This window comes from Pseudomonas neustonica, from assembly GCF_003797945.1.
Lineage (GTDB): Bacteria > Pseudomonadota > Gammaproteobacteria > Pseudomonadales > Pseudomonadaceae > Halopseudomonas > Halopseudomonas neustonica.
Map to the genome: position 1 here is coordinate 1 of NZ_RKKU01000034.1, position 12,596 is coordinate 12,596.

The following is a 12,596-nucleotide window of genomic DNA, read 5'->3' on the forward strand; positions in this document are numbered from 1 at the left end:
GGGATTGATCTCGCTGCTGGATACCCAGCGGCGCCTTCAGTGTCAGTCATGAACCGCCGTATGCGGAACCGCACGTACGGTGGTGTGAGAGGGCGGCGGGAGTAATCCCGCTCCCTACTCGATCCCGTATTTTGTTGCGGGAAGGCCTCTGTCGGTTTATTTCCACCTGCCCGCTTTTGCCCCATTTAAGTGCGTACTGGCGCAGTGATGGCGCGGGTATTTCTTGGCTGCGCCTGTTGTCTTTTACGTGCCTGCGATGAGGCTCCCTGTTCATGGGAGGGTAAAAATAAATTTACATTTGTGCGTTAAGTTGCACGAATATTGCTAGTAACCGGACATTCACCCCCTTTGTTCGGAGCGCTCTGCAATGTCGTTACGTTTTAAACTGGCAGCTACTTATATTCTGGTTGGTCTTTTGCCGGTTATCGCGGTTGCATTCAGCGTGTACGAACAGGCTAGCGGGGCGTTGCGCGAGCAGACCCTGAACAGCCTTGAGGCGGTGGCCAGTATTAAGCAGCAACAGTTGCAGAGTAATTGGCGGTCCAGGCATAACCAGTTGCAAACCCTTGCTACCAACCTATCCAACAATTACGCGGGCCTGGATCAAATGGCGTTGATCAGCGCCTCTAACTACGATCGCCCTACCTTCCAAAGCTTTATTGAAACCTATGGCTACAGCGATCTAAAGCTGATCAGCCGTGAGGGCAAAGTATTTTTTAGTGTGATGCGGGGGGACGACTATCAGGCTGACCTGCTATCTGACGAGTGGAGTAAACGTCCGCAGGGGCAATTGGCGGCAGAGGGGCTTAGCAAAGGTACGGCTTTCATTGATGATCTTAAGGTCAATCCGCTTAACGGGGAGCCAACTCAGTTCATGGTTGCGCCGATCGGCGTGGACGATGAGGTCAACGGACTGATAATGCTTGAGCTGCCGTTGGCTCCCTTGAATGAAGTGATGCAGTCGCGCCGGGGCTTGGGAGAGTCGGGTGAAACCTACCTGGTAGGCGAGGATGGCCTGCTACGTTCTGACTCTGCGAGATTTGCCGACCGGCTGGTGGCAAGAGCGGGTAGTCAGGGGCAGCTTATTGAAGCAGAGGCGGTTCAACGCGCGATTGGCGGCGAGCAGGGGCGGCTGCTGGAGCCCGGACTTGATGGTTCTGATTCATTGAAAGCCTTCGTTCCTGTCAACTTTGATGGGCAGCGCTGGGCGTTGATCGCGGAGATGGATGTAAGCGAAGCTTATGCGCCTGTTCGCCGCTTGATGCGCCAGGTTTTGCTGTTGGGTCTGGCGACCGTCATCGCGGTGATTATTGCTACCCTGCTCATTAGTCGCAGCGTCATGCGCCCGCTTGGGGGTGAGCCGGGCGCCATGGCTGCTCTGGCCCAGCGCCTATCTACCGGTGATATGCAGGTCGAGTCCACGGAGGCTAACCCTGGTGGGCTAATGGCTGCCCTGCACAAGATGGCCGGCGCTTGGCGCGATATTGTGGGGCAACTAAGGTCGTCTACTGAGGCGGTGACTGCCGCCAGCGATGATATTCTCCAGGCTGCGGGTAAGACGAGCGTAAGACTGGATCAACAGCAACAAGCGGTCGAGCTGGTGGTTACCGCGGCGGATCAGATGGCTGCTACCGTTCAAGAGATCGCGAGCAGTGCCACCAGTAGCGCAGAGGGTAGCTCTGCCGCCCGGGATGCCTTTGGTACTATGCAATTGACCCTCGAGAGCATGATAGAGCGGCAGGACACACTGCTTGTCAGTTTGCGCTCAGCTGATCAGGACGTTCATACCCTAGCCTCTGACAGCGAGCAGATTGGTGCTGTTTTGCAGGTTATCTCCGGTATCGCCGAGCAAACCAACCTGCTTGCCCTCAACGCTGCCATTGAGGCTGCTCGCGCTGGCGAGCAAGGCCGTGGTTTTGCTGTCGTCGCAGACGAGGTGCGCAGTCTTGCGCTGCGCACGCGTACTGCGACTGACGAGATTCATGGCATTATCGCGACGCTGGATACGTCCTCTCAGCAGGCAATGCAGCGTATGCAGGGGGCCGCTGGCCAGGCGCAGGGCTTGGAGCAGGAAACTCAGGCCGTACTGGGCTCGCTGAGTCTATTGGATGAGTCGTTGCAAGGCGTGCATGCGTTGGCGTTTCAGATCGCAACTGCCGCGGAACAGCAGGCTGCGACGACCTCAGAGGTCAATTTGCATATGCATGAATTGCAGGCAATGGCTGAGGAAAACCGACAAACAGCGGAATACACTCGCCAGAGCGGAGAGCGCTTGCACAAAGTGGCCGACAGTCAAAAGCAGCTGGTAGCGCATTTTCAGCTGTAATGATGCCGGCCCCGTCTGCGCTGTTAGCGGTCGCGTTCCAGCAGGGGACCGAGGAAGCGACCAGTATGTGAAACCGCCTCGGCGGCGACTTCTTCCGGGGTACCGGTAGCGATGATTAGTCCGCCGCCGGAACCGCCCTCTGGGCCTAAATCGACTAACCAGTCAGCGGTCTTGATAACATCCAGGTTATGTTCGATCACGACGACGGTGTTGCCGTGATCGCGCAAGCGATGCAGCACGTCGAGCAACTGCTGGATGTCGGCAAAGTGCAGGCCGGTAGTGGGCTCGTCCAGAATATAGAGGGTTTTGCCGGTATCGCGCTTTGACAGTTCGCGGGCCAACTTGACCCTTTGCGCTTCACCGCCGGAAAGGGTGGTGGCTGACTGACCGAGACGGATGTAGGTAAGGCCAACATCGATCAGGGTTTGCAGCTTGCGCGCTAGCGCAGGCACCGCTTCAAAGAATTCACGCGCTTCCTCGATGGTCATCTCAAGGATTTCGTGAATGTTCTTGCCCTTGTATTTGATCTCCAGTGTTTCCCGGTTGTAGCGCTTGCTTTTACATACGTCGCAGGGCACATAGATATCCGGCAGGAAATGCATCTCTACCTTGATCAGGCCATCGCCCTGACAGGCCTCGCAGCGCCCACCTTTAACGTTAAAGGAGAAGCGGCCTGCCTTGTAGCCACGCGAGCGTGCTTCCTGCGTGCCGGCAAACAACTCGCGAATCGGCGTGAACAGACCGGTGTAGGTCGCCGGGTTGGAGCGTGGGGTACGGCCGATTGGGCTCTGGTCTATATCCACCACTTTATCCAGATGCTGCAAGCCATCAAAGCTTTTGTACGGAGCAGCTTCCAGCGTGGTCGCACCATTGAGTGCGGTCGCTGTAATGGGGAATAGGGTGTTGTTGATCAGGGTCGATTTACCTGAACCGGAGACGCCCGTTACACACGTCAGCAGGCCAACCGGAATAGCCAGATCGACATTCTGCAAATTGTTGCCGCACGCCCCTTTGAGCTTGAGCCACTGGTCTTTTCTGACCGGTGTGCGCTGAGCGGGGATTGGGATCTTGACCTTGCCTGACAGATACTTGCCGGTCAGCGAATCGGGATTGTTCATGACCTCTTCTGGTGTGCCCTTGGCGACGATTTCCCCACCGTGGACGCCAGCACCAGGACCTATATCGACGACATAGTCAGCCATGCGGATGGCATCTTCATCATGCTCGACAACGATGACCGTGTTGCCTAGCTCACGCAGGTGAGTCAGGGTGGCGAGCAGGCGCTCGTTATCGCGTTGGTGCAGGCCGATAGAGGGCTCGTCGAGGATATACATGACGCCAACCAGCCCGGCACCAATCTGGCTGGCCAAGCGGATACGCTGCGCCTCGCCGCCCGAGAGCGTATCGGCGCTACGATCCAGCGTCAGATAATCCAGCCCCACGTTGACCAGGAACATCAGTCGCGCGCGGATTTCCTTGAGGATTTTCTCGGCGATTTCACCGCGGTTACCCTGCAGTGTCAGCTGTCCAAAATACTCAGCTGCAGCGCCTACGGGCATGGTAGTGACGCCCGGCAGGTTGCGGTCATCAATGAATACGTGGCGCGCCTCGCGGCGCAGGCGTGTGCCGTGGCAGTCGGGGCAGGGTTGCGTACTGAGGTACTTGGTCAGCTCTTCGCGCACGCTTTGCGACTCGGTTTCGCGGTAGCGACGTTCCAGATTGGGCAATATGCCTTCAAAGGGGTGCTCGCGGCGCACCACATCGCCACGATCGTTCAGGTAGCGGAAGGGTACCTTGTCATTACCAGTACCGCTAAGCACCAGTTTGCGATGGTGGTCTTGCAGGTCGTCAAACGCCAAGTCGAGATTGATGCCGTAGTGCTCGGCCAGCGAGCTGAGCATCTGAAAGTAGTAAACATTGCGGCGATCCCAGCCGCGAATGGCGCCTTCGGCCAAGGTTAGCTCGCCGTTTACCAGGCGCTTCTGATCAAAGAACTGTTTTACGCCCAAGCCGTCGCACCCCGGGCAGGCGCCGGCGGGGTTGTTGAAGGAGAACAGGCGGGGTTCCAGCTCGCTGATTGAGTGGCCGCACTCAGGGCAGGCAAAGCGTGCGCTGAAGGTCACTTCATCGCCTTCTTCGCCTTCCATGGGGGCAATGATGGCGATGCCATCTGCCAGACCAATGGCGGTCTCAAAGGATTCAGCCAGTCGCTGCTGCAGATCTTCACGTACCTTGAAGCGGTCAACTACCACTTCAATAGTGTGTTTGCGTTTCTTGTCGAGCGCAGGTGCTTCATCGAGTTCATGGATTCGGCCATCGATGCGCGCCCTTACAAAGCCCTGAGCGCGCAGCTCGTCGATCAGCGCCAGGTGTTCGCCCTTGCGTTCACGCATGACTGGCGCAAGCAACATCAGCTTGCGGCCTTCCGGCATAGCCAGCACCTGGTCCACCATCTGGCTGATGGTTTGTGCGGCCAGAGGCAGGTCGTGATCGGGGCACATGGGGATGCCCACGCGGGCAAAAAGCAGGCGCAGGTAGTCGTAAATCTCGGTAATGGTGCCGACGGTAGAACGTGGGTTGTGCGAGGTTGATTTCTGCTCGATAGAGATAGCCGGCGAGAGACCTTCGATGTGGTCTACATCGGGTTTTTCCATCATCGACAGGAACTGGCGTGCATAGGCCGATAGCGATTCTACGTAGCGGCGCTGTCCCTCGGCATAGAGTGTGTCGAAAGCGAGTGAAGACTTGCCGGAGCCGGACAGGCCGGTAATCACGATCAGTTTGTCGCGCGGTAAGTCGAGGTCGATATTCTTCAGGTTGTGGGTGCGAGCCCCACGTATCACGATGGTATCCACAGCCCATTTACCCCCAGCCAGCAAAGCGGACAAGTATACGTTGTCAGGCGGTCTACGGGCAAAGAAGCCTGCATCTTTCCGGATTTTGCAGCCAATGTAACAAGGCATGTCAAATCAACGCGGGCAAATACGATGCATCGCAACCGCGTCGTGGTAAAATCGCGCTTTTTTTGGGAGCAGTCATGCAGCAGGCCGATTCCATGAGCCCTTTAGAGCGCCGCGCCGCCATATCGCTGGCGCTGGTGTTTGCTTTTCGCATGCTGGGTCTGTTCATGGTGCTGCCGGTACTGGCCACCTATGGTCAAAGCCTGGCTGGTGCGACTCCGGTATTGATCGGGATGGCCATTGGTTGTTACGGCCTGACCCAGGCATTTCTGCAAATTCCCTTTGGCATGCTGTCGGATCGCATCGGGCGTAAACCGGTCATCCTCTTTGGTTTATTGCTGTTTGCGCTGGGTGGTTTGCTCGCCGCGCAGGCAGACAGTATTCAGCAAGTGATTGCCGGACGGATTTTGCAGGGCGCTGGCGCTATTGCGGCGGCTGTTATGGCGCTGGTGGCTGACTTGACTCAAGAGCAGAATCGCACCAAAGCCATGGCGATGATCGGTATGAGCATTGGTAGCGCCTTTGCTGTGGCTATGGTGGCGGGCCCGGTTATCGCCGGGCTGGCTGGCTTGCATGGGGTGTTTCTCTCGACCAGCGTGCTGGCGGTCGTCGGCATGTTGCTAGTCATCTTTTGTGTACCCACACCGCAAACCTCATTGCGCCACCGTGAGGCGGGCGTCGTGCGTGCCGCGTTTCTACCTGCGCTGCGTAACCCCGATTTGCTGCGCCTTAATTACGGCATTGCCTCGCTCCATGCGATCCTTATGGCGACTTTCATTGCGGTACCGCTGGCGCTGCAGCAGCATGCTCATCTGCCCAAGGAGCAGCATTGGTGGGTGTACCTGGCCGCGCTGCTGATTTCCTTTTTTGCCATGGTTCCTTTTATCATTTATGCCGAGAAGCAGCGGCAGATGAAACGGGTGGTCCTGGGCGCGATTGCTATGCTGTTGCTGGTACAGCCCATGTTCTGGCTGAGCATGGACTCGCTACCCTGGCTGGTCGCGACTATCGTGCTTTTCTTTGTCGGTTTTAATCTGCTGGAAGCGACATTACCGTCACTGCTGAGCAAAATTGCCCCGGCTGGCGGCAAGGGCACCGCGATGGGAGTGTATTCCACCAGCCAGTTTGCCGGTGCTGCCCTGGGTGGCGTCATGGGTGGCTGGATATTTGGCCATTTCGGCCTGCTCGGCGTGTTTGCCGGTTGCGGGCTCTTGGCACTGTCGTGGCTGGTTATTGGTGTTACCATGAACGAACCGCCTTACGTGACCAGCTATCGCTTGGCACTGACTCCCGCGCAGTCACAGGATACGTCCTTGTCGGACAGTTTGCTGGCCGTGCCGGGGGTGGCAGAAGCATTCATAGTGGCGGAAGAAGCCGCAGCATACATAAAAGTCGACAGCAAAGAGCTGGATCGTGAGGCGCTGGACCGAGTTGTAGCGCCCGTTTGATCACCGCAGATATATCAGGAGAAGAGGAATGGCCAGAGGCGTCAATAAAGTTATTTTGATCGGTAATGTCGGTGGTGATCCCGAGGTTCGTTACATGCCGAACGGCAATGCGGTGGCCAACGTAACGCTGGCCACCAGCGATAGCTGGAAAGACAAGCAAACCGGTCAGCAGCAAGAGCGTACCGAGTGGCACCGAGTGGTGTTCTTTGGGCGTATTGCCGAGGTGGTTGGCGAGTACGCGCGCAAAGGCTCCAAGCTTTATATTGAAGGCCGCCTGCAGACCCGCGAGTGGGAAAAAGACGGCGTCAAGCGCTACACCACCGAGGTAGTTGTCGATATCGGTGGCCAGATGCAGCTACTTGATGGCCGTCCCTCTGGTGGCGAGCAAAACGCCGCACCGCGCCAGCAGCAGCCTTCGCGCCCGGCACCACAGCAGCAACCCGCTGCTCAGCCGCAGCAGCAAGCACCGCAGCAGCCTGCTCCGGATTACGACAGCTTTGATGACGACATTCCTTTCTAGAATGTAGCTGTCGCCGTAACCCGGCATGACCTAGGATGATTGTCCCCGGTCTGCCGGGTTTTTTTATGGCTCGTGAAAAGCGCTGTACCCAATTGCGGTATGCAGGCGTGGGCGGGTTGCCTCTGGTTTGCTAGCGAGAAGGGTATATCAATGTCAGAAGTCTATTTTGTGCGCCATGGCCAGGCCTCCTTTGGCTCCGATAACTATGACCTGCTATCTGAAAAGGGGCACCAGCAAGCACGACTCCTGGGGGACTATTTCAGCGCCCAGGACATGCAGTTTGATCACATCATTACAGGCGACATGGTGCGGCATCGGGAGACGGCGGAAGGTATCTGCGAGGGCTTGGGTGTTGCCGGCCGGTCTTTTGAGGTCTTGCCGGAGCTCAACGAGTTCGACTTCCATTCCGTATTGCACGCCTTTCTTGCGCAGCACCCTGACCAGGCGTTGCCCGATAAACCGGTGGTGGCTGATTACTTCAAGCGCTTGAAGCAGGGCATCGTGCTGTGGTCTGAAGGTCGTCTTGAGGGGAGTTTGCCGGAGACTTGGGCTCAGTTTGAACAGCGTATTTTGCATGCGCGTGAGCACATCATGAGCAATTACAAAGGTCAGCGTGTCCTCGCGGTCAGCTCGGGCGGCGCCATAGCCATGCTGGTACGCCAGCTGCTGGAGGCGCCGAGCAAAACCATGATCGAGTTGAACTTGCAGACGCGCAATACCGGACTGATTCATTGCGTGTTCAATCAACGCTCAATGCGCCTGAGTAGTTTCAACAGTGTTCCGCATCTGGATGCCCCCGAGCGACGTGAGCTGATCACCTATACCTGAGCCCAACGAGACTGGCAGGTGACGCGCGGCTGCGGACACTGCACAATACAGGTCACACTGGATAACGGGTTACAAGGGTTAATAAAGCATGCGCAAGCGGGTTTTGCTGCTGGGGCACGAATCGTTACTGGGTCAGTCATTAGTGACTCAGGCCGCAGCAGAGGACATTGAGTTTCTGCTGCCAGGCACTCCGTCTGATGCATGGCGGCCAGACGCGATTGATGGCTGGCTCGACGAGCTGGCACCGGATGCGGTTATCAACCTCGCGCATTATCATCAGCAGTTTCAGTTAGTGACGGCCGATGCCGAGCAAATGGCCGCGCAGCGGCAGTTCAGCGAGCGCTTGATCGAGTCCTGCGCGCAGCGGGATATGCTGCTGTGCATGCTGTCCAATACCCGCGTCTTCAGTGGCGAAAAGAATACCCCCTACACCGAAAAAGACGAGCTGACCCCTGTTGGTGCCCAAGGCGCAGTGCAGGCCGCTCTCGACCAGTTGCTGGTGCGGCGCTGTAAGCGGCATCTGTTACTGCGTTTTAGTTGGCTGCTGGATCAGTCGCCGGACGGCTTGTTGATGAGACTGGTAAACCAGTTGCAGGCAAGCCAGCGTGTTGCCCTGGCAGAAGAGTGGCGCGGTAACCCAACACCCTTGGCCGATGCCGCGCGGGTATTGTTGGCGGTAATCAAGCAGATGGATTGTGACGCAGAGTTGTATGGGGTTTATCACTACGCGAGTGTAGAGGCGTCAAGCTGGATCAGTCTGGCGAAGAGCCTGGGCCAGGAGTTACTAAGCCTTGAGCGTCTGAGTGAAGACCCAATCATTGAGCCGGTAAACTACGCAGACCAGCCGGCCGCGCAGTTTGAACCACAAAACGCCGCTCTGAACGGGCGGCGTTTATTGTTTGCTTTTGGCATCAAGCCAAGAGCTTGGCGAGCGGGGCTGGACGATATTCTGCAGCCCCCTGCGGCCTGAGTATCCGCGCTCTTCGGTCGTTGGCTGATTAGAACTTGTAGCCCAAGCCAACCATGTAGACCAGTGGGTCGACATCAACATCAACCTTCAGGCGACCTACGGGAGTGTAGGTGGTGTAGCCGGTGGTCTCGATATCGATGTAGCGCATCTGAGCATTGAGCATCAGTTTATCGGTAATCATGTAGTCAGCACCCACTTGCGCCGCCAGGCCCCAGGAATTATCCATGCTCAGACCGTCGAAGCCCTTGGCTTCGGCTGAGCTGCTGACGTCTTCATCAAAGAACCAAGTGAAGTTGATACCCGCACCCAGGTAGGGTTGGAAAGCGGCGGTGCTTTGCATGGGGTACCAGACCGCGCTCAGGGTGGGTGGCAGGTGCTTCAGCGTACCCAGTTTGCCGTTCAGACTATCGGCGCCAGCTGGTGAACCTTTGATGCCCACATCATGGCTGAAAGGGGTTGCAGCGAGCAGTTCAACGCCTACGTGATCGGTCACCATGTACGCGAAGTTCAAACCCAGCTGAGTGTCGCTATCCAGAGTGGCACTACCGCCCAGATTGGTACCGCTTGAGGTCTTGATGCCGGAGCTGTCCTCATGTGGATCAACGGTGATAGCGCCAGCGCGTACGAGGATGTCGCCTGCCTGGTGCGCTTGGGCTGTAACGGAAGCTGCCAGCAGCGCAGGAGCGAGCAGAAGGCTGGCGGTCAGTTTGGTGGCGAAGCGTGACATGATGTAACTCCTTGATTAGTGAACAGGGGCAACTGTACGCCTGGCTTTGCTCGCAAATATTGACCTAGAGCAAGAGAGCGTGCGTCTTGGTCAGCCAGGCCGTTAACAGCGCGGTTGAAGTCTCTTGATGCAACGCTGACAATGTTGCTCTTTTGGCGGCCGCTGACGGCCAACACTTCTCGGGGAGAAGGTGAATGAGGGCAGTTTGGCTAACCGCATTGCTGTGTCTGCCGCTGGCGGTACAGGCGCAGCAAGCCGTGCAGCAGGCGCAGCAGCAAAGCAGCGAATTGACTAGCACGGCCGTAGCGTCGCAGCGCCGTATCGATCAGCTAGACGACGCTGCGCGCAACGCCCTGGAAAACTACCGTCAGGCCAATCAGCAGATCAGTCAGTTGGCCGAGTACAACAGCCGGATGGCAAAGGTCGTCGCGCAGCAGCAGCAAGAGCTGAGTAGTTTGCATGCGCAGCTGGGGAGTGTCGAGCACACCCAGGCGGAGATGCGTCCCCTGATTAGCCGCATGGTGGATACGCTGGAGCAGTTTGTCGCGGTCGATATGCCCTTTTTGCTTGATGAGCGCCAACAGCGCGTAGCACGACTGCAGGATTTATTGGTGGATCCTGACGTGAGTGTTGCCGAACTGTACCGGCGAGTGCTGGAGGCCTATCAGATCGAAAGTGACTACGGACGCACGCTGGAAGCCTGGCGTGGTGAACTGGTGCAGGCTGACGACAGCCGGGTGGTCGAGTTTCTGCGGCTGGGCCGTTTGATGTTGTTTTATCAAACGCTGGACGCGCAGGAGCAGGGCTATTGGGATACCGCGACACAGCGCTGGCAACCCCTGCCGAATGGTTATCGCCGCACGCTGGAGCAGGGTATGGCGATCGCACGTACTGAGCAGGTGCCGGTCATGCTGCGCTTACCCTTGCCAGCGGTGACTCAGGAGCAGACACCATGAAAGCATTGTGGATAGGGTGTCTGTTATTGGTCTTGCTGCCCTTGAGTCAGGCGCAGGCGCAAGCGCCCAACAAGCAGGATCTGCTGCGCAGTATTCGCGACACCCGTGGCGCTGAAGAGGCGCAAATGCACGCGCGCGAGCAGGCATTCTTGCGCGAAAAGGATCAGCAGCAACAGCGCATGGCTACCAAGGTAGGGCAGCGTGATGAGTTGCAATCCGCCGCCGATGCTTTGGATGCCCAGTTTCAGCAGCAGAGCGAAGCGTTGGCCGCAGCCAGGGCGGCATTGGCTGAGCGCAGTGGCGATCTGGGTGAGTTGTTTGGTGTGGTGCGCCAAAGCGCAGGTGATACCCGTAGTCAGTGGCAGGACTCGTTGCTGAACAGCCGTTTCCCGGAGCGTTTGCAGGAGCTCGATACGCTGGCGCAAAGTCAGGAGATTCCGCGGGTAGAACAGCTGGAGCAGTTTTGGTATCGGCTACAGCAGGATATGACGGCTAGCGGCGAAGTCAGCCGCTATGACGCCCCCGTTGTGGATCGTCACGGCGAAACGGCGCTGCAACCTGTGGTCAGTGTTGGTCCCTTCGTCGCGTTGAGCGAACAGCAGTACCTGAGCTACCAGCGGGACAGTCAGCAACTGCTGGCAGCAGCGCGCCAACCCGCCGGCACGGGACTCATCGCCGACTTCGTCGCGCCCAGAGAGGGCATGGCTGATCTCTGGATCGACCCTGCGCGCGGTAATGTGATTGAGCAGTTGCAGCGCACGCCCAAGTTGCTTGAGCGAGTGATGCAAGGCGGGATCGTGGGTTATGTGATTATTGCTCTGGGGGCGTTTGGCATCCTGCTGGCGCTGGCTCGGCTGATCTGGTTGCAGGGTGTGCAACGCCGGGTAGACCGGCAAGCCGCTGACCTGGATAAACTACAGGCCGACAATCCGCTGGGTCGGGTGCTCAGTGTGATCGGCAGCCAGCCTCGCCTGGAAGAGCTGGATACGCTGGAGCTCAAACTGGATGAGGCGATTCTCAAGGAAACGCCTGCACTGGAGCGTTGGCAAGGGCTGATCAAACTGCTCGCGGCGGTTGCGCCGCTACTGGGTCTATTGGGCACGGTCACTGGCATGATCGCCACCTTTCAGGCGATTACGCTGTTCGGCACCGGGGATCCCAAGCTGATGGCGGGCGGTATTTCCCAGGCGCTGGTGACCACAGTGCTGGGTTTGATCGCGGCGATTCCGCTGCTGTTTATGCATAGTTTGGTTGCTGCCCGCAGCAAAGCGCTGATTCAGTTGCTCGAGCAGCAAAGTGCGGGACTGATTGCGCTGCACCTGGGTGGCGGAGACACGCCGCGTGATTGAAGCAGTCTGGCGACTGCGGGACTTCCTCGACAGCGGCGGTTGGGTGCTGTGGGGCATTCTGCTGGTCACCATTGTGCTGTGGACCCTGATGCTGGAGCGGCTGTGGTTTCTTGGACGAGTGTTTCCACGCCAGGCCAAGGACTATCAACAGGCCTGGCTGGGGCGAGGGGAGCGCCGCAGTTTGGCTGCGCGGCATATCCGCAGTGCCTGGTTGTCACAGGCGCAGCAGCGATTGACTCAATACCTGCCGATGGTGCGGGTACTGATCGCGCTCTGTCCCTTGCTCGGTTTGCTCGGTACCGTTAGCGGCATGATTCAGGTATTTGACGTCATGGCTCTCAGCGGTAACGGTAATCCCCGGGCCATGGCGGCCGGTGTATCGCGTTCAACCGTGCCGACCATGGCCGGCATGGTCATCGCTATCAGTGGGTTATTTTGTTTGGCGCGACTCGATCAACAGTCACGCCGGGCTTTGCAGCGGTTGTCTGACCGCCTGCGTCACGAATAGGAGC

The 12,596-nt window shown here is 57.9% G+C and carries 10 protein-coding genes; 8 read left to right on the forward strand and 2 right to left on the reverse strand.

Translation table 11 applies throughout. The features are described from left to right. Positions 1 to 367: 367 nt before the first annotated feature. Positions 368 to 2,326, forward strand: a complete 1,959-nt coding sequence (locus tag EF096_RS18165) for a methyl-accepting chemotaxis protein (RefSeq protein WP_123891183.1) — start codon at positions 368 to 370, stop codon at positions 2,324 to 2,326. A gap of 23 nt (positions 2,327 to 2,349) precedes the next feature. Here the strand turns inward: EF096_RS18165 and uvrA are convergent, their stop codons facing one another. Beyond that, positions 2,350 to 5,181, reverse strand: coding sequence for an excinuclease ABC subunit UvrA (uvrA, locus tag EF096_RS18170; protein WP_123891184.1), 2,832 nt, complete (start codon positions 5,179 to 5,181; stop codon positions 2,350 to 2,352). Positions 5,182 to 5,363: 182 nt separating this feature from the next. Here uvrA and EF096_RS18175 point away from each other — a divergent pair, with 182 nt between their 5' ends. From EF096_RS18175 to EF096_RS18190, 4 genes are all read left to right on the forward strand, one after another. Next, positions 5,364 to 6,734, forward strand: coding sequence for an MFS transporter (locus EF096_RS18175; RefSeq protein ID WP_235869793.1), 1,371 nt, complete (start codon positions 5,364 to 5,366; stop codon positions 6,732 to 6,734). 28 nt (positions 6,735 to 6,762) lie between these two features. Then, a complete protein-coding gene (gene ssb, locus EF096_RS18180) occupies positions 6,763 to 7,254 on the forward strand; it encodes a single-stranded DNA-binding protein (RefSeq protein WP_123891185.1) in 492 nt (163 codons plus the stop codon). Between the two features lie 150 nt (positions 7,255 to 7,404). Continuing rightward, a complete protein-coding gene (locus tag EF096_RS18185; protein WP_123891186.1) occupies positions 7,405 to 8,082 on the forward strand; it encodes a histidine phosphatase family protein in 678 nt (225 codons plus the stop codon). Positions 8,083 to 8,170: 88 nt separating this feature from the next. Next, positions 8,171 to 9,052 carry a sugar nucleotide-binding protein gene (locus EF096_RS18190; protein ID WP_123891187.1) on the forward strand — a complete coding sequence of 294 codons (882 nt, stop codon included), beginning with the start codon at positions 8,171 to 8,173 and terminating at the stop codon, positions 9,050 to 9,052. 28 nt (positions 9,053 to 9,080) lie between these two features. Here the strand turns inward: EF096_RS18190 and EF096_RS18195 are convergent, their stop codons facing one another. Continuing rightward, a complete protein-coding gene (locus EF096_RS18195; protein ID WP_123891188.1) occupies positions 9,081 to 9,779 on the reverse strand; it encodes an OmpW/AlkL family protein in 699 nt (232 codons plus the stop codon). 194 nt (positions 9,780 to 9,973) lie between these two features. On the opposite strand from EF096_RS18195, the gene EF096_RS18200 reads away from it, so the two are divergent. From EF096_RS18200 to EF096_RS18210, 3 genes are read left to right on the forward strand one after another with little or no spacing between them, the layout of a single operon-like run. Further along, the gene (locus EF096_RS18200) at positions 9,974 to 10,735 is read left to right on the forward strand and encodes a DUF3450 domain-containing protein (RefSeq protein WP_123891189.1); all 762 of its coding nucleotides are present in this window, start codon (positions 9,974 to 9,976) and stop codon (positions 10,733 to 10,735) included. Continuing rightward, on the forward strand, positions 10,732 to 12,084 hold the full coding sequence (locus EF096_RS18205; RefSeq protein ID WP_123891190.1) for a MotA/TolQ/ExbB proton channel family protein: 1,353 nt from the start codon (positions 10,732 to 10,734) through the stop codon (positions 12,082 to 12,084). Before EF096_RS18200 ends, EF096_RS18205 begins: the two co-directional genes overlap by 4 nt. Next, positions 12,077 to 12,592 (forward strand): MotA/TolQ/ExbB proton channel family protein, encoded by a 516-nt coding sequence (locus EF096_RS18210; RefSeq protein WP_235869794.1) that lies wholly within the window; start codon positions 12,077 to 12,079, stop codon positions 12,590 to 12,592. Before EF096_RS18205 ends, EF096_RS18210 begins: the two co-directional genes overlap by 8 nt. Positions 12,593 to 12,596 lie beyond the last annotated feature (4 nt).

Bases quoted from the DNA above. Each gene is read 5' to 3' on its own strand.
- EF096_RS18165 (WP_123891183.1), top strand. From the start codon at position 368: ATGTCGTTACGTTTTAAACTGGCAGCTACTTATATTCTGGTTGGTCTT.
- EF096_RS18175 (WP_235869793.1), top strand. From the start codon at position 5,364: ATGCAGCAGGCCGATTCCATGAGCCCTTTAGAGCGCCGCGCCGCCATA.
- ssb (WP_123891185.1), top strand. From the start codon at position 6,763: ATGGCCAGAGGCGTCAATAAAGTTATTTTGATCGGTAATGTCGGTGGT.
- EF096_RS18185 (WP_123891186.1), top strand. From the start codon at position 7,405: ATGTCAGAAGTCTATTTTGTGCGCCATGGCCAGGCCTCCTTTGGCTCC.
- EF096_RS18190 (WP_123891187.1), top strand. From the start codon at position 8,171: ATGCGCAAGCGGGTTTTGCTGCTGGGGCACGAATCGTTACTGGGTCAG.
- EF096_RS18195 (WP_123891188.1), bottom strand. From the start codon at position 9,779: ATGTCACGCTTCGCCACCAAACTGACCGCCAGCCTTCTGCTCGCTCCT.
- EF096_RS18200 (WP_123891189.1), top strand. From the start codon at position 9,974: ATGAGGGCAGTTTGGCTAACCGCATTGCTGTGTCTGCCGCTGGCGGTA.
- EF096_RS18205 (WP_123891190.1), top strand. From the start codon at position 10,732: ATGAAAGCATTGTGGATAGGGTGTCTGTTATTGGTCTTGCTGCCCTTG.